The sequence below is a fragment of the Microtetraspora sp. NBRC 13810 genome (genome assembly GCF_030268685.1).
Lineage (GTDB): Bacteria > Actinomycetota > Actinomycetes > Streptosporangiales > Streptosporangiaceae > BSRQ01.
The window spans coordinates 59937-75870 of record NZ_BSRQ01000017.1 but is presented as its reverse complement, the minus strand read 5'-3'; the positions used below and the strand labels follow the sequence as shown (position 1 = coordinate 75870).

The following is a 15934-nucleotide window of genomic DNA, read 5'->3' as shown; positions in this document are numbered from 1 at the left end:
GAACGCGGCCATGACGAATTCCGGCGCATGCGCCACCACTCTCCGAACTCACCAGACAAACAACACAGGACGAATGACTGCGTGCGCCCGTCCTCCAAAAATCAGACATCCTGCTGTCCACTGGAGGTTCGAAGCGATCTACACCAAAACGAAAGGAACGTAACGCAAAGATCGCGGTGTGCACAAGAGTGATCTAAAACACAAAGCGGATAATGCGGTGCAATATTAGACAGAGAGTAGCGGCTGAAACAAAAAGGCTGTTATGACTGCCACTTCATCGGAACACGCACGGCTGAGCCGGCCGTTCACAGATCGCCGTGTTCGCGTATGGCCGCGGCCAAGAGGGTGTCCAGGACGTCCTGGGATGCCTGGAGGCGGGTGATGGTTTCGGTGAGGCGGCCGCGTTCGCGGCGGAGGCCGGCGATCATGCCTGGGCAGGGGGAGGGGACCAGGCGGTCGCCGTCGTCGTGGACGCAGTGCAGCAGACCGCCGATCACGGCGGTGGGCAGGCCGGCGGCGAGGAGGGTGCGGATGTGGCGGACGACGGCGACGTGCGCGGCGGTGTACTCGCGGTAGCCGTTGGCCTGCCGTACCGGGCGGAGCAGGCCCTGTTCCTCGTAGTAGCGCAGCAGGCGGCGGCTCACGCCGGTCTCCTGGGCCAGGTCACCGATCCGCATGCCGCTCCCCCGCTCCCCCGTTCCCGGCTTGACCTTCACATCGATGTGACGGCTTAACGTCCCCCATTGTCGGTTATCACACCAGAGGAAGGAGCCGGGGATGGCGGGAGTGGTGGTCATCGGGGCGGGGCCGGGGATCGGCCGGTCGGTCGCCCTGCGGTTCGCGCGGGAGGGGCTGCCGGTCGCCCTGCTGGCCAGGAGCGGCGGGACGCTGGAGCCGGTGGCCGGGGCGGTCGCCGCGCTGGGGGTGCGGGTGGTCTCCGTGACCGCCGACGTGGCCGACGAGACCGGGCTGCGCGCCGCGCTGGACGTGGCGGCGGGCGAGCTGGGACCGCCGGACGTGGTGATCTACAACGCGGCGGTCATCCGGCCGGACCGGGTCGGCGAGCTGTCCGCGCGGGACCATCTGGACATCTGGGCGGTCAACGTGCTGGGCGCGCTCACCGCCGCCGCGCACGTCGCGCCGGGCATGGCGGAGCGCGGGGCGGGGTCGTTCCTGGTCACCGGCGGCATGCCCGAGCCCAAGCCGGAGTACGTGAGCCTGTCGCTCGGCAAGGCGGGCGCGCGGACGCTGGTCACCCTGCTCGACCAGACCTACGGCGCGGCCGGCGTGCACGTCGCCGGGGTCACCGTGTACGGGCCGGTCGCCCCGGGCACCGCCTTCGACCCGGACGACATCGCCGAGCACTACTGGCGGCTGCACACCCAGCCCCGCGACCGGTGGGAGCACGAAGTGGCGTACACCGGCGAGGGGTGACGGTCACCAGTCCTGGGACAACCCGGACATGCGGCGGAGATATTCGTCCTCGTCGATCTCACCGGCGGCGTAGCGGCGTCGGAGAATCTCACGCGGGTCCTCGTGCGGGGGCGAGAGAGGCTCTCTGACGACGGCGGCGCGAGCCTTCCTGGCCATGTTGAGCACGACCAGCGCCAGTATGGTGATCAAGAGGAGGACCAGCAAGAGCCTCATCATGGGACCATTGTCCCCCCTGGCGGGAGTGCCCGCAGCCCCGGGGGCGGACCGGATTCGACCAGCCGGAGCAGGGCGTCCGTGTCGAGGTGCCGTTCCACCAGGTCACCCAGGGCGTCCAGGCGTTCCTCGCGGAGGGCGGCGAAGGAGACGTCCGGCGCGGGGACGAAGTCGCGGCCCGCGCGGGCCGCGACGTCGGCGAGGAAGGCGCGCCGGAAACCGTCGTTCTCCAGGGCGCCGTGCCAGGTCGTGCCCCACACGGCGGCGGTGCGGCAGCCGTCGAGGAACGGCTCCGCGCCGGGGTCGGCGGTCACCGAACCGTGATGGATCTCATAGGCCGCCACCCGCTCGCCGTACGCGGCGCCGACCGGGCGGCCGAGGGTCTTCTCGGCGGCGAACTCCACCCGCGCGGGCAGCAGCCCCAGCCCGGCGACCTCGCCCGCCTTCGACTCGACCTCGTCCACGATCGTGCGGGCCAGCATCTGGTAGCCGCCGCAGATGCCGAGCACGGGCCGGCCGCGCGCGGCGAGCGCGGTGACGGCGTCGGCCAGGCCCCGCTCGCGCAGCCAGCGCAGGTCGGAGACGGTCGCCCGGGAGCCGGGCAGCACCACGAGGTCGGCGTCGTCCAGTTCGCCGGGCGCGGTGGCGAACCGCACCGTCACGCCGGGCTCGCCGGCCAGCGCGTCGAGGTCGGTGAAGTTGGACACGCGCGGCAGCCGCACGACCGCGACCCGCAGCCCCTGCCGCCCGTACGGCGGGCGGCTCGGCACGGTACGGGAGTCCAGGGCGAGGGAGTCCTCGACGTCGAGCCAGAGCCCGTCCAGCCAGGGGAGCACGCCGTAGACCTCGCGGCCGGTGAGCTCCCTGATCATGTCAAGACCGGGTTCGAGCAGTTCCCGGGCGCCGCGGAACTTGTTGATCACGAAGCCGGCGATGAGCGCCTGGTCGGCAGCGTCGAGCAGCGCGACCGTGCCGTAGAGGGCGGCGAAGACCCCGCCCCGGTCGATGTCGCCGACGACGACCACCGGCAGGCCGGCGGCGCGGGCGAGGCCCATGTTGGCGATGTCCCCGGCGCGCAGGTTGATCTCCGCGGGGCTGCCCGCGCCCTCGCAGACCACCACGTCGTACTCGGCTCTGAGCCGGTTCAGGGAGGCCACCGCGGTCTCCCTGAGCCGGTCCTTGAACGCGGTGTACTCCAGCGCGTCCACGTCGGCCAGCGGGCGGCCCATGACCACGACCTGGCTGCGCCGGTCGCTGCCCGGCTTGAGCAGGACGGGGTTCATGTCGGCGGTGGGCTCCAGGCCGCACGCCGCCGCCTGCATCGCCTGGGCCCTGCCGATCTCCGCGCCGTCCGCGGTGACGAAGGAGTTCAGCGACATGTTCTGCGCCTTGAAGGGGGCGACCTTGACGCCCTGCCTGGCCAGCCAGCGGCAGATCCCGGCGGTCACCACACTCTTGCCCGCGTCCGAGGTGGTCCCCGCGACCAGCAGCGCCCCGCCCGTCATCGCCTGCCGCCCTTCCGTGCGCGTACCAGGATCGCGAGGCCCGCGGCGGCGTAGCCGACGGCCCTGGTGAGCTGCACGGCCCTGCGCACGTCGGCCGCCCGGGGCCGGTCGCCCTCGCCGAGCTCCGGCCGGTGCTCGACCCTGCTGCCGTAGACGTTGGTGCCGCCCAGCGTGACGCCGAGCGCGCCGGCGAAGGCCGCCTCGCAGCGTCCCGCGTTCGGGCTGGGATGCCGGTGGCCGTCCCTGCGCAGCACCGCCGCGGCCCGCCGTACGGAGCCGCCCGCGAGCGGCGCGGCGAGCGCGGCGAGGACGCCGGTGAGCCGGGCCGGGGCCAGGTTGGCCACGTCGTCGAGGCGGGCCGCGGCCCAGCCGAAGCGCGTGTAGCGCGGCGAGCGGTGTCCCACCATGGCGTCGAGGGTGTTGACCGCCCGGTAGGCGAGCAGGCCGGGCACGCCCGCGACCGCCCCCCACAGCAGCGGGGCCACCACGGCGTCGGAGGTGTTCTCGGCGAGCGACTCGACCGTGGCCCTGGCAAGCTCGCCCTCGCCGAGGCCGCTCGGGTCGCGCCCGCACAGGTGCGGCAGCCGTCTCCTGGCCGCCGGCAGGTCCCCGGCCTCCAGCGCGGCAGCCATCGCGGCGCCCTCCCTGGCCAGGCTGGTCCCGCCGAGCACGGCCCAGGTGGCCGCGGCGGTCACCGCGGCGCGGGCGGCCGGACGGCCCCGGGTGAGCCGTTGCGCGGCCACGCCGAGCGCGGCGGCCGAGCCGACGCACACGGCGGTGAAGGCGACGCCGTTCGCCCGCGCGTCGCCGTACAGGCGGCGCTCCAGCGCGCCCGCGGCCCGGCCGAACAGCGCCACCGGGTGGCCCCGGCGCGGGTCGCCCAGCAGCGCGTCGAGCAGCACCCCGCCGAGCAGCCCCGCCGCCACGGGGTCCGCGGCGCGGTCAGATGAGGTGGTCATGAAGCCGGTCCTGATGGAGGTCGAGCCAGGCGCGGGCCCGGCGGATGCGCTCGCCGGCCCCGGACTCCCACGCCCGCGCCCACGGGCCGCCGCCGGACTGGGCGCGCGAGCGCATCGCGTGGAAGGACCGCTCGAAGCGGAGCTGGGCCAGGTCGAGGAGGCGGCGCCGGTCGCGCGGGGCGAGGCCGTACTCGTCGCAGAAGAGCCTGAGCCGGGCGCCCACGTCGAGCCCGCGCTGGGCCGGGTCCCGGTCCACCGGGTCGGCGATGGGCGCCCAGTGGCGCAGGGTCGTCACGATGTCGAACAGCCGGGTCGTGGGCCGGGCGAGGTCGAAGTCGATCAACGCGTACGGCAGGCCGTCACGGAAAATCACGTTCTCCAGGGTGACGTCGCAATGGCCGACGATCTCCGGCTCGCGGTCGTCGTTGGACCCCGGCTCCCACTGCGCGTAGGGCGGCGGCGTGAAGGACGCCGAGGCGTCGTGGAAGCGGCGCAGCAGGCGGGCCAGCGCGACAAGCGCCTCGTCGCCCACCGCGTGCGGCGGCAGCGGCCCGGACGCCGACCAGCCCGGCACGTAGCTGAGGATCTGCCGGCCCTGGTCGTCGACGCCCAGCACCCGTGGGGCGCCGTCGAACCCGGCGTCCCGCAGGTGGCGGAGCAGCGCCTGCACGGCGGGCGTGGCCCGCCCGGCCGGCCTGCGCACGGTGTCGCCCACCCGGACCACGCCCTCGGTGATCATTCCGCCGAGCGGGACGATCTCGGGTGGCGCGGTCGTGGGAGACATGGCACAGGAGCCTAAACCCTGTACGCCCCCGGACCGGAACATTCCGGGGAAGCCGGCAACCGGTGATCGAATACGTGTTTGAATAGGTGGCGTATAGTGGGCGCATGACCGGTGGATTCCAGGGTTCTCTGCTCGACCTGTGCGACCGGACCACGCTGGGCGCGCTCGGTTCCTCGGTGCGGCGCACCGTCCTGTCCGGCGGCGCCTGGGTCGACGTCAGACCGGGCTGGATCACCGGCGCCGACGCCCTGTTCGAGCGGCTGCTCGACGCGGTGCCCTGGCGGGCGGAGCGGCGCCACATGTACGACCGGGTGGTCGACGTGCCGCGCCTGCTGAAGTTCTACGCCGAGGACGAGCCGCTGCCCGACGCGGCGCTCACCGGGATGCGGGCCGCGCTCAACGCGCACTACGCCGGCGAGCTGGGCGAGGGGTTCCGCACGGCGGGCCTGTGCCTCTACCGCGACGGCCGGGACAGCGTCGCCTGGCACGGCGACACCATCGGCAGGGGCGCCACCGAGGACACCATGGTGGCGATCGTCTCGCTCGGCACGCCGCGCAGCCTGCTGCTACGCCCGCGCGGGGGCGGCCACGCGCTGCGGCACGACCTCGGCCACGGCGACCTGCTGGTGATGGGCGGCAGCTGCCAGCGCACCTGGGAGCACGCGGTGCCCAAGACCGCCCGCCCGACCGGCCCGCGGATCAGCGTGCAGTTCCGCCCGCTCGGCGTCCGCTGACCACACCCCAGTCCCCCTTTCCCGCCATGGCCGGATTTTGTCGGCCTCCTCCCTTAGTCTCCCGGCCATTGGATCACTGACTGAGGGGTCGGCATGGCTAACGCGCACACCTATCTTGAGCTGTCCGAGGACGACGGGGGCGCGCACAAGTTCTACGAAGTGCTGGTCTCCGGCACCCAGGTGACGATCACCTACGGCCGCATCGGCGAGCGGGGGCAGACCAAGGTGTCGGCCTTCTCCTCCGCCGGCAAGGCCGAGGCGGCGGCGGCGAAGAAGGTCGGCGAGAAGCTGCGCAAGGGTTACGCGCCGGCGGTGCGCGGGCAGCGGCAGGCCCGCGCGGTCAGCCGGCGTCCCGTGGTGAGCCACCCCTCCACCGCCCGGCAGGCACCCGTGTTGTGGCGGTTCGCCAGCGGCGAGGCTGCGTTCGGCATCTTCGTGGACGACGAGCGCTGCTGGGTCGGCAACCAGCGGGGCGACGTCTACACGGTCACCCACGACGGAACGGTCACCGGCCGGTTCCGGCTGCCCGCCGGGGTCAAGTGCATCGTCGCCGACGACTTCTGGATCTACGCGGGGGCCGACGACGGCAACGTGTACGACCTGAGCGGCAAGGCGCCCCGGGTGGCCTACGAGATCGCCGAGGACGTGGACATCTACTGGCTGGACATCCGCGACGGGCTGCTCGGCGTCTCCGACCGCGCGGGCGGGGTGACCGCCATCGACCACGAGGACGAGTTCCAGTGGTCCCGCGACGGGCGGGGCGACTCGGCGTGGATGGTGCGCTGCGACGACGGCGCCGTCTACCACGGGCACTCCAGGGGCGTCGCCCGGTACGACTCCTACGACGGCACGCCGGTCTGGGACAACGCGATCAACGGGCAGGTGCTGTTCGGCTGGCAGGAGGCCGACTCGGTCTACGCGGGCACGAGCCGGCACGAGGTGTACCGGCTGGCCAAGGCCGACGGCCGGACCGAGGCGGTCTACCAGTGCGACGCCGCGGTCTTCTCCTGCGCCGCGGCGCCCGGCGGGCGTTATGTCTTCGCCGGGGACAGCCACTCCTCGGTCTACTGCTTCGACCAGGACGGCAGGCGGCTGTGGAAGCTGGCCACCGGCTGCGGCTCGGCCTTCTCGATGCAGTATCTCGGCGAGCGTCTCTACATCGTCACCACCACCGGCGCGCTGGCCTGCATCGACGCCGGCGAGGAGGCGATCAAGGCGGCGCAGACGGGACAGGTGCCGACGCCGGTGGACGTGAAGGCGTCCGCCGCGCTCCCCGCCGTCGAGCCCACCACGGTGCTGGAGACGGCCTCGGCGGGCGAGGCGGGCGTGGTCGTCGAGTGCGTCCCCGACGGCGAGCGGCTGCGCATCCGGGTGGTCACCCCCGGCTACGAGACGGACTGGAACGTGCAGTTCCCGAAGGGCGTGCGCGAGGCCGGCGCCCGCTACCTGGTCGAGGGGATCCGCTCGTCCGGCCGGGGCGGTTTCTACCGCGCCTACGGCGACATCAGGCGCCTGCGCTGACCATGCGGGTCTTAATCGCCATAAAGCCGCACTTAGAGCGCTGTTAATCCCAAAAAGGTAACTGATCGTAACAAGGCGGTAATTTCGCTATTACCTGTACATAGCACGCTTCCCACTGATCAACGTCTCCCGGGCGTGGCCGGGAGAGGCTTCCGTCAGGAGGACGCGCGCGTCATGAACAGCACCCTGTTACGCCACCTTCCAGGTCGTCGAACCACCCTGTACGTCGCGATGTTCGCCGCGGTGGCGGCCCTGGGCACGGTGGCGCCGAGCCTGCCCGGCCGGGCCGCGGCGACCACGCCCTCCCCGGCCGTCAACCTGGAGACCGCGACGGTCGCCCAGCTCCAGCAGGCGCTGGCCGCGCGGAAGATCACCTCCGAGTGGCTCACGAACGCCTACATCGACCGCATCCGCACCCTCAACTCGAACGGGCCCGGCATCAACGCCGTCCGCGTCCTCAACGACGACGCGATCGCCGAGGCCAAGGAGGCCGACCGGGACCGCAAGCGGGGCAGGGTACGCGGCCCGATGCACGGCATCCCGGTGCTGGTCAAGGACAACATCGACGTCAGGCGGCTGCCCACCACCGCGGGCGCGCTGGCGCTGGCCGAGTCCTACCCGGCCGACGACGCCTTCCTCGTCAAGCGGCTGCGCGCGGCCGGGGCGATCATCCTCGGCAAGACCAACCTGACGGAGTTCGCGAACTTCACCACGAACGGCATGCCGTCCGGCTACAGCGGCCTCGGCGGCCAGGTGCTCAACCCCTACGACGTCAGCCAGACCCCGAGCGGCTCCAGCTCCGGCTCCGGCGCGGCGGCCGCCGCGGCGCTGGGCGCCGTGACCATCGGCACCGAGACCTCCGGCTCCATCCTCAGCCCCTCGGTGGCCAACTCCCTCGTCGGCGTCAAACCCACCGTCGGCCTGGTCAGCCGGACCGGCATCGTGCCCATCGCGGCGAGCCAGGACACCGCCGGCCCGATGACCCGTTCCGTGTACGACGCCGCCGCCCTGCTGACCGCGATCACCGGTGTGGACCGCGAGGACCCGATCACCGAGACCAGCAAGGACGTCGCCGGCACCGACTACACCAAGGCGCTGTCGAAGGACGCGCTCAGGGGCGTGCGGATCGGCGTGGCCGGCTCGCCGACCGGCAACCAGGGCGCCGCCCTCACCAGGGCGCTGGACGTGCTCCGCGCCCAGGGGGCCACGGTCGTCCCGGTGACCGTCAACACCGGCGGGCTGCCGCCGAGCATCCTGACCTACGAGTTCAAGCGCGACCTGAACGCCTACCTCGCCAGGCTGCCCGCACGCGCCCCGATGAAGACGCTGGACGACGTGGTGAAGTACAACCTGGCGCACACCGCGGACGGGGCGATCAAGTTCGGCCAGACGCAGTTGGAGGCGTCCAACGCGGTGGACCTCAACGACGCGGCGGCCAGGGCGGCCTACGAGGCCGACCGGGACAACGGCATCGCCGGCGCCCGCGAGCGGATCGACTCCGTGCTCCAGGCGGAGAACCTCTCCGCGATCGTCTTCTCCGGCAGCGGGTCGGCGGGCATCGGCGCGCGGGCGCAGTACCCCTCGGTCGCCGTGCCGATCGGCTACGACCCGGCCAACGGCCGCCCGTTCGGCATGAGCTTCCTCGGCACCGCCTACACCGAGGCCAGGCTGCTGTCCTACGCCTACGCCTACGAGCAGGCGTCCAAGGAGTGGCGGGCCCCTTCGGTGGTCAACCCCTCGCTGTTCCGGTGCGCCCAGCCCAGGGTGCAGCGCGGCTGCGCGCCCTGACCCCCGGCCTCTGACCCCCGCGGGCGCGCGACCGGCCGTGCGCCCGCGGGGGTCAGAGCGCGTCGAGGAACCGCGCCGCGACCGGAGCCGCCGCCGCGCCGCCGCCTCCGCCGTTCGCCACGAAGACGGCGAAGGCCAGCGAGCCCCGGTAACCGATGAACCAGGCGTGGTCCCCCTGCCCGGCGACCTCGGCGGTGCCGGTCTTGCCGTAGGTGTCCGGCGGCAGGCCCGCCTGCGCAGCCGTACCGCCGGTGACCACCTCGCGCATCATCGCGCGCAGGCCGGCGAGCACGCCCGGGTCCACCGGGACCGGGGCCGGCGAGTCGGGAGGCGGCTCGGCGGACATGATCGCGGGCTTCCACACGCCGCTCGCGACGGCGGCGGCGACCTCGGCCATGCACAGCGGGCTGGCCTGCACCGAGTTCTGGCCGATGGCGTCCGAGCCCAGTTCGTCCGGGGTCCCGGCGGCGAGGATCCGGCAGGAGCTCAGGCCCGGCTTCTCCCGGAAGCCGAACCGGTCGGCGGCCTCGCTCCGCAGTTGCCCGTCGCGCAGCCGTTCGTAGGTCTGCTGCACGAAGGCGGTGTTGCACGACAGGGCGAAGGCCCGGGACAGGGAGACGGCTCCGTGGTCGGTCCGGTCGCCGTTGGTGAAGCTTCTGGCGTTCGGGATGGTGTAAGAGGCCGGGCACGGGACCGTCGTGTCCGGGGTGAGGCCGCTGCGCAGCAGGGCGGCGGCGGTCACCACCTTGAACGTCGAGCCGGGCGGGTAGAGCCCGTTGAACGCCCTCCTGCCGCCCAGCGTGTCCGCCACCGCGCGCACCTGGCCGGTCTCGGCGTCCACCGCCACGATCGCGGCCGGTTGTCCGACGCCGTCCAGCACCCGGGCGGCGGCGGCCTGGACGGGCAGCGAGATCGTGCTGCGCTTGTCGCTGGGCGGCGGCGCGGGCGACTCCAGCAGCACCCTGCCCGAGGGCTCCTCCTCCAGCGACAGGTCCACCGCCGTGCCGTTCAGCCCGGTGATGTAGTCGCCCGCCTTGCTGTCCAGCGGGAACGGCTTCCCCTCCCGGGTGAGCGTGGCCGGCCTGCGCACCTGCGTCTCCCTCAGCCGCAGGCCGCCGCCGTCCCTGAGCGCGGGATGCAACGTGTCCAGCCCCCACAGCACCTTCCAGGCGCCGTCGCGCAGCGTGAGGTGCAGGACGGAGGAGAACGGCCACGGACCGAGCCCGGCCACCACGCGCAGGCCCTCGAAGGGCACGTCGGCCGCCTCCGTGCCCTGTGGCCGCACCGCGCCGGGCGTGATGGACAGCGACGTGACGCGCAGGTCGGAGTCGAACCTCCGGTGCAGGTCGGCGAAGTCCGGCGGCGGATCGGCGACCAGGCCGCCCATGGTGACGAGGTCGCCGGCCCGCCAGGCGTCGAAGTAGCGGGCCGCGGTCCCCTCCGGGCCGGGCGGCGGGGCCGGCGTGGTCAGCGGCGGCGGGGAGGACGGCGGCGGAGTGGACGACGGCGAGGGCGGGGGCGGGGGCTGCCGTCCGGCGTCTCCGGCGGGGGTCTCGGGGCGGGGTGTCGTGGCCACCACGGCGTCGGTCCCGCTGCCCCCCGTCACGGCGTAAACGCCGAAGGCGACGATCCCGGCCGACACACCGATCAGAACGAGGAGCCGCCTGTCCCGCATACCGGTTACTCCCCCGCTTTTCCGGCCGTCTTTACCAGCGAAAGGATCGTAAAGGCGATATACGGTAACGAACCAGGTTTTTCGCCTATCGGTTAGATGTCCTCAGCGCAGCAGCCGGCGTACGGCCTCGACGACCGCGGCCCGGTGCCCCTCGATCCGGTCGCCGTCGCCGAGGGTGGGGGCCATGGCGCTGGTCGGCATCCAGGCACAGGTCAGGGCCAGGGTGAAGACGACCAGGTCCGCGGGGGCGAAGTCGGCCGGCAGCCGCCGCGCGCCCTGCTCGCCCGCGACCGCGTCGATCTTGCGGCGCATGGAGTCGCTCATCCCCGCCGGATCGCCGCCGGCGCCGGTGCCGGCGCGCTCCAGGCGCTGCCAGGCGGCCAGCCGGAGCTGGTTGGGGTTGGCGAGGAGGAAGTCGAAGAGATGCCCCGCGTAGCCGGGCAGATCCTCCGGGGTGAAGGGCACCTCGTCGAGGACCCGGGCGACATGGGCGTCCAGCACCGCGTCGAAGAGCCGGTCCTTGTTGCCGAAGTAGGCGTAGATGAGCGCCTTGTTCGCCCGGGCCGCGGTGCTGATCCGGTCCACCCGCGCCCCGGCGATCCCGTGGGCGGCGAACTCGGCGGTGGCCGCCCGCAGGAGGCGGGCCTTGGTGGCCTCCGCGTCACGGGTCCTGGACGGCTGGGACTGCTCGGACATGGGCTAAGAATATGGCAACTAACCATTCATTTGAGCGCTGCCCGGCACGCGCACCGGTCACCGAATCCCCGTTGGAAATCCCATGAAAGATCACAATTTATGGGAGATGCCCCTACTATCCCTGCTAACCGACCAGCGGAGGCCGACCGGCATGAGCGACCAGGAAAAGAGTCCTGCGTGGGCGATCGACCCACACGTCCCGAGTGTCGCCAGGATGTACGACTATTACCTCGGGGGCAAGGACAACTTCGCCGCCGACCGCGCCGCCGCGGACAAGGTCGTGGCCGCCATGCCTTACGTGCGGACCTTCACCCGGGACAACCGGGCGCTGCTGTCCCGGGTCGTGACGCTGCTGGCGCGCAACGGGGTGCGGCAGTTCCTCGACATCGGCTCCGGGCTGCCCACGCAGGAGAACGTGCACCAGGTCGCCCAGCGGGCCGCCCCGGACAGCCGGGTCGTCTACGTGGACAACGACCCGATCGTCCTCGTGCACGGCAGGGCGCTGCTCGCCAGCAACCCGCTGACCACGGTCGTCCAGGCCGACCTGTGCGACCCGGCGGGCATCCTGCGGCACCCCGAGGTCCGCGCGCAGATCGACTTCGACCGGCCGGTGGCCGTTTTGCTGCTGGCCATCCTGCACTTCGTCCCGGACGACGAACAGGCCGCCTCGATCGTCGCCGACCTGCGCAAGGGACTCGTCCCCGGCAGCTACCTCGCCATCTCGCACGGCCACGCGGGCAAGGTCGGCGAGGAGGTCGAGGCGCAGGTCCGCGGCGCGTACGCCAAGACGACCGCCGGTGACATCAAGCCCCGCACCCCCGGCCAGGTGGCGGCCTTCCTCGACGGCATGGAACTGCTCGAACCCGGCGTCGTACCGGTCGAGGCGTGGCGCCCGCCGGACGATCCCGTGGAACCCGACTTCGACAAGGCCGGCTTCCTCGCCGCCGTGGGCAGGGTGCGCTGATGACCGAGCGCCTGCCCGCCGCGTTCCTGCTCGGCTCCGACTTCGCCGCCGACCCGTACGCGCAGTATGCGGCGCTGCGGGAGGCGGGCGCCGTCCACCCGATCGACTTCCCGCCCGGCGTGCCCGCCTTCCTCATCGTGGACCACGAGCACGGGCGCGCCGCGCTGAACGATCCGCGGCTGTCCAAGAACCCCGACCACAGCGGCGTCCGCGTCCCCTACGAGGCGTTCTTCGGCGGCACGCTGCTGGGCGTCGACCCGCCCGACCACACCCGGCTGCGCGGCCTGGTCGCCAAGGCGTTCACCCCGCGCCGGATCGAGGCGCTGCGGCCGAGGATCCAGGAGGTCGCCGACGGGCTGCTCGACGACGTGGCGGGGCGGGAGGAGGTCGATCTCATCACCGCCTTCGCCTTCCCGCTGCCCATCATCGTGATCTGCGAGCTGCTCGGGGTGCCCGCCGGCGACCGCGCCGACTTCCGGGCCTGGACCGCGACCCTCACCGCGCTGGACCTGTCCGCCGAGCAGCGCGAGCGCAGACGGGACACCGCCCGCGCGTTCAACGCCTATCTGCGCGAGATCTTCGCCGAGCGCCGCGAGACCCCCGGCGACGACCTGATCAGCGCCCTGGTCGCGGCCCGCGACGGAGACAGCCTGCTCACCGACGCCGAACTGCTCAACGCCATCCTGCTGCTGCTGATCGCCGGCCACGAGACCACGGTGAACCTCATCGGCAACGGCGTGCACGCCCTGCTGCGCGCCCCCGCCCAGCTGCGGCTGCTCAGGGAGCGTCCCGACCTGCTGCCGGCGGCGATCGAGGAGCTGCTGCGGTTCGACTCCCCGGTGGAGCGGGCCAGCCAGCGCATCGCCGTACAGGACGTCGAGATCGCGGGCACCGTCATCCCCCGGGGCTCGTGGGTGCACGTCTCACTCGGCGCCGCGCACCGCGACCCGCGCGCGTTCCACGAACCGGACGCGCTCGACATCACCCGCCCGGACAACCGGCACCTGGCCTTCGGGCACGGCATCCACTACTGCCTGGGCGCCCCGCTGGCCCGGGTCGAGGGCCAGATCGCCATCGGCACCCTCCTCACCCGCTTCCCCACCCTCCGCCTCGCCACCGACCACGACCTCCCCTGGACCCAGACCGGCTCCATCGTCCGCGGCCTCACCACCCTCCCCGTCCACCTGTGACACGGCTTGGCCCGTGAGGGCTCCCCTTCTCTTCGTGTGAGCGTGGATGCCGTGAACTTCTGGGCCGGTGGGTGAGTCTTACCCACAGACGGTCCACACCCGGGGGGATTCCTTTCATGTCGCGTTCGATCACCGCCACCGCGCTCGCCGTCCTGTGCGCAGCCGCCGTGACCGCCACGCCCGCCGCCGCCGCGCGCACCGAGGTCCTGTACGGCTACGCGTGGGCCGACGGGCCGGGCGCCCTGCGCATCACGCCGGCCAAGGCCACGCTCAGCCGGGCCGGCGTGCGGCGGCACACCCTCCGGGTGATCCCCGGCGCCAAGGAGCGGCGGATCCGCTACACCGGGGCCGAGTTCCGCCGGATCACCGCCGCCTGCGGCCTGAAGGAGACCGAGGGGGTGGTCCGGCTCGACTCCAAGGGGCTCGGCACCACCCGGTGCACCTCCGGCGATCTGGCCTTCGTGCTCGGGCTCGGCCCGGCGCCGGTGCGGATCGCGCTGGACGGCAGGACCCGGATCCAGGAGTTCCTCGCCGCGCCGAGCGGTTCGCGGACCGGCCTCGGCACGATCAGGCGGCTGAACGACAGGGCGGTGCTGTTCACCAAGGGCGGCACGACGGTCAAACTGGGCTACACCTTCGACCTGTCGTTCAGCCGGGTCACCCGTTCCTGCCGCGACGGCTGGCTGGCCAACCACGTCAACGCGGGACAGAACGGCCTCGGCCGCAAGGGATGCGGCACCGCCGACTTCACCAAGGCGTTGAAGGGGGTCAGGTATCCCGTGCTCGCCAAGGTGGATTACACGCCGCTGAGCGGCCGGCTCAACCAGGTCTGGGAGGTGTTCGGCGACGCCTGACGGACGGGGTGCCGGCACGGGTGGTTCCGATCGCCGGGCGAGGTGATCAAGGCAGTACGCTCCGGCCATGTGCGCGCGCACGGGGACCGTCCAGGCGCGAGCGGCCCCCCCGTGACGGGCGCGACCCACGGGACGCTAGCCGCCGGTCCGGAACGGGAACCGCCGGGCGGACGCGGTGAGGTTGCGGGCCATGCGGCCGAAGATGAGGTTGTGGAAGGGCGAGATGGCCCACCAGTAGAGGTGGCCGAGCAGGCCGTGCGGGTGGAAGAGCGCCCGCTGCCGGTAGACGGTGCGGCCGTGCGCCTGGCTGAGGCTCAGCTCCAGCCAGGCGAGGCCGGGGAGCCTCATCTCGGCGCGCAGCCGCAGCAGGCGACCCGGCTCCACCTCCTCGACCCGCCAGAAGTCGACGCTGTCGCCCACCCGCAGCCGGTTCGGGTCGCGGCGGCCCCGGCGCAGCCCGACCCCGCCGGCCATCCGGTCCATGAGGCCGCGGATCCGCCAGGCGACCGGCAGCGAGTACCAACCCGCCTCGCCGCCGATGCCCTCGATCACCCGCCACAGCACCTCCGGCCGGACGTCCACCGGACGGCGGCGGTCGTCTACGTAGAGGCTGCCGCCGGACCAGTCGGGGTCGGTGGGCATCGGGTCGCTGGGCGCGCCCGGCGTGGAGGCGGAGGACCAGCGGGTGGCGACGTCCGCCTCCTTGATCTTGTGCAGGGCGAGGGAGACGGCCCGCGGGAAGGAGGTCAGTCCCGCGGGCGGATCCGGGACGTATCCCGCGATGTCGTGCTCCCGGCACACGGCCTCGCTGCGCAGGGACTCCACCAGGGGCCGCGCGATGCCCGCCGGGACCGGGGTGACCAGGCCGACCCACTGGCTGGACAGGTTGGGCGTGAGCAGCGGCACCGGGATGATCAGGCGCCTGGGCAGGCCGGCCGCCGCGGCGTAGCCGTGCATCATGTCCCCATAGGTCAGCACGTCGGGGCCGCCGATGTCGAAGCCGCGGTTCACCCGGTCCGGGATGGCCGCCCAGGCGACCAGGTAGCGCAGCACGTCGCGGACGGCGATCGGCTGGGTGCGGCTGTGCACCCAGCGCGGCGTGGTCATCACCGGCAGCCGCTCGGTGAGGTAGCGCAGCATCTCGAACGACGCGGACCCGGAGCCGATGATCACCGCCGCGCGCAGGACGACCGCGGGCACCCGCGAGCCGAGGAAGATGTCGCCGACCTCGGCGCGCGAGCGCAGGTGCGGCGACAGCCGCGGATCCGCGGTCAGCCCGCCGAGGTAGACGACCCGCCGCACCCCGGCCGCCTCGGCGGCCGCGGCGAAGGTGGCCGCCGCCCGCCGGTCGGAGGCGGCGAAGTCACGCGTACCGCCCATGGCGTGGATGAGGTAGTAAGCGACCTCGGTCCCCTCCAGCGCCGCGCGGGTCCGCTCCGGATCGGTCGCGTCGGCCTCGGCGACCTCGATCCGGCCCGCCCAGGGCTGGTCGCGCAGCCGTACGGCGGAGCGGACCATGCAGCGGACCTCGTGTCCGGCGTCGAGCAGTTGCGGGACGAGCCGGCCGCCTATGTAGCCGGTCGCCCCGGTGACCAGGCACCGGGTCATCCGTCTCCC

At 72.9% G+C, this 15934-nt stretch carries 15 protein-coding genes; 7 read left to right on the top strand and 8 right to left on the bottom strand.

Annotation, left to right across the window (positions count from 1 at the left end; genetic code table 11):
• Positions 1-305: 305 nt before the first annotated feature.
• Positions 306-677, bottom strand: coding sequence for a MerR family transcriptional regulator (locus tag QSK26_RS28975; RefSeq protein WP_285778452.1), 372 nt, complete (start codon positions 675-677; stop codon positions 306-308).
• Between the two features lie 100 nt (positions 678-777).
• Between QSK26_RS28975 and QSK26_RS28970 the strand changes: the two genes are divergently transcribed.
• A complete protein-coding gene (locus QSK26_RS28970; protein ID WP_285778451.1) occupies positions 778-1434 on the top strand; it encodes an SDR family NAD(P)-dependent oxidoreductase in 657 nt (218 codons plus the stop codon).
• 3 nt (positions 1435-1437) lie between these two features.
• Here QSK26_RS28970 and QSK26_RS28965 read toward each other — a convergent pair whose 3' ends face one another.
• The 4 genes from QSK26_RS28965 to QSK26_RS28950 are packed head-to-tail and all read right to left on the bottom strand — an operon-like array spanning position 1438 to position 4895.
• Complete coding sequence (locus QSK26_RS28965; protein ID WP_285778450.1) at positions 1438-1650, bottom strand: SHOCT domain-containing protein; 213 nt, start codon at positions 1648-1650, stop codon at positions 1438-1440.
• The gene (locus QSK26_RS28960; RefSeq protein ID WP_285778449.1) at positions 1647-3152 is read right to left on the bottom strand and encodes a cobyric acid synthase; all 1506 of its coding nucleotides are present in this window, start codon (positions 3150-3152) and stop codon (positions 1647-1649) included. Before QSK26_RS28960 ends, QSK26_RS28965 begins: the two co-directional genes overlap by 4 nt.
• Positions 3149-4111: a cobalamin biosynthesis protein gene (locus QSK26_RS28955; RefSeq protein WP_285778448.1), complete on the bottom strand. Its 963-nt coding sequence runs from the start codon at positions 4109-4111 to the stop codon at positions 3149-3151. The genes QSK26_RS28960 and QSK26_RS28955 overlap by 4 nt, the downstream gene beginning before the upstream one ends.
• On the bottom strand, positions 4095-4895 hold the full coding sequence (locus tag QSK26_RS28950; RefSeq protein WP_285778447.1) for a phosphotransferase: 801 nt from the start codon (positions 4893-4895) through the stop codon (positions 4095-4097). Before QSK26_RS28950 ends, QSK26_RS28955 begins: the two co-directional genes overlap by 17 nt.
• 104 nt (positions 4896-4999) lie before the next feature.
• On the opposite strand from QSK26_RS28950, the gene QSK26_RS28945 reads away from it, so the two are divergent.
• From QSK26_RS28945 to QSK26_RS28935, 3 genes are all read left to right on the top strand, one after another.
• A complete protein-coding gene (locus QSK26_RS28945; protein WP_285778446.1) occupies positions 5000-5629 on the top strand; it encodes an alpha-ketoglutarate-dependent dioxygenase AlkB in 630 nt (209 codons plus the stop codon).
• 93 nt (positions 5630-5722) lie between these two features.
• Positions 5723-7150, top strand: a complete 1428-nt coding sequence (locus tag QSK26_RS28940) for a WGR domain-containing protein (RefSeq protein WP_285778445.1) — start codon at positions 5723-5725, stop codon at positions 7148-7150.
• A gap of 174 nt (positions 7151-7324) precedes the next feature.
• Positions 7325-8938 (top strand): amidase family protein, encoded by a 1614-nt coding sequence (locus QSK26_RS28935; protein ID WP_285778444.1) that lies wholly within the window; start codon positions 7325-7327, stop codon positions 8936-8938.
• Positions 8939-8990: 52 nt separating this feature from the next.
• Here the strand turns inward: QSK26_RS28935 and QSK26_RS28930 are convergent, their stop codons facing one another.
• Both QSK26_RS28930 and QSK26_RS28925 read right to left on the bottom strand, forming a co-directional pair.
• Positions 8991-10613: a penicillin-binding transpeptidase domain-containing protein gene (locus QSK26_RS28930; RefSeq protein ID WP_285778443.1), complete on the bottom strand. Its 1623-nt coding sequence runs from the start codon at positions 10611-10613 to the stop codon at positions 8991-8993.
• Positions 10614-10715: 102 nt separating this feature from the next.
• Positions 10716-11309: a TetR/AcrR family transcriptional regulator gene (locus QSK26_RS28925; RefSeq protein ID WP_285778442.1), complete on the bottom strand. Its 594-nt coding sequence runs from the start codon at positions 11307-11309 to the stop codon at positions 10716-10718.
• Between the two features lie 151 nt (positions 11310-11460).
• Here QSK26_RS28925 and QSK26_RS28920 point away from each other — a divergent pair, with 151 nt between their 5' ends.
• The 3 genes from QSK26_RS28920 to QSK26_RS28910 all read left to right on the top strand — a co-directional run bounded on the left by QSK26_RS28920 (position 11461) and on the right by QSK26_RS28910 (position 14317).
• Positions 11461-12273 carry an SAM-dependent methyltransferase gene (locus QSK26_RS28920; RefSeq protein WP_285778441.1) on the top strand — a complete coding sequence of 271 codons (813 nt, stop codon included), beginning with the start codon at positions 11461-11463 and terminating at the stop codon, positions 12271-12273.
• Positions 12273-13463 carry a cytochrome P450 family protein gene (locus QSK26_RS28915; RefSeq protein ID WP_285778440.1) on the top strand — a complete coding sequence of 397 codons (1191 nt, stop codon included), beginning with the start codon at positions 12273-12275 and terminating at the stop codon, positions 13461-13463. The genes QSK26_RS28920 and QSK26_RS28915 overlap by 1 nt, the downstream gene beginning before the upstream one ends.
• 116 nt (positions 13464-13579) lie before the next feature.
• Positions 13580-14317: a hypothetical protein gene (locus QSK26_RS28910; RefSeq protein ID WP_285778439.1), complete on the top strand. Its 738-nt coding sequence runs from the start codon at positions 13580-13582 to the stop codon at positions 14315-14317.
• Between the two features lie 135 nt (positions 14318-14452).
• On the opposite strand, the gene QSK26_RS28905 is transcribed toward QSK26_RS28910, so the two are convergent.
• Positions 14453-15925, bottom strand: coding sequence for an SDR family oxidoreductase (locus tag QSK26_RS28905; protein WP_285778438.1), 1473 nt, complete (start codon positions 15923-15925; stop codon positions 14453-14455).
• Positions 15926-15934: the final 9 nt, after the last annotated feature.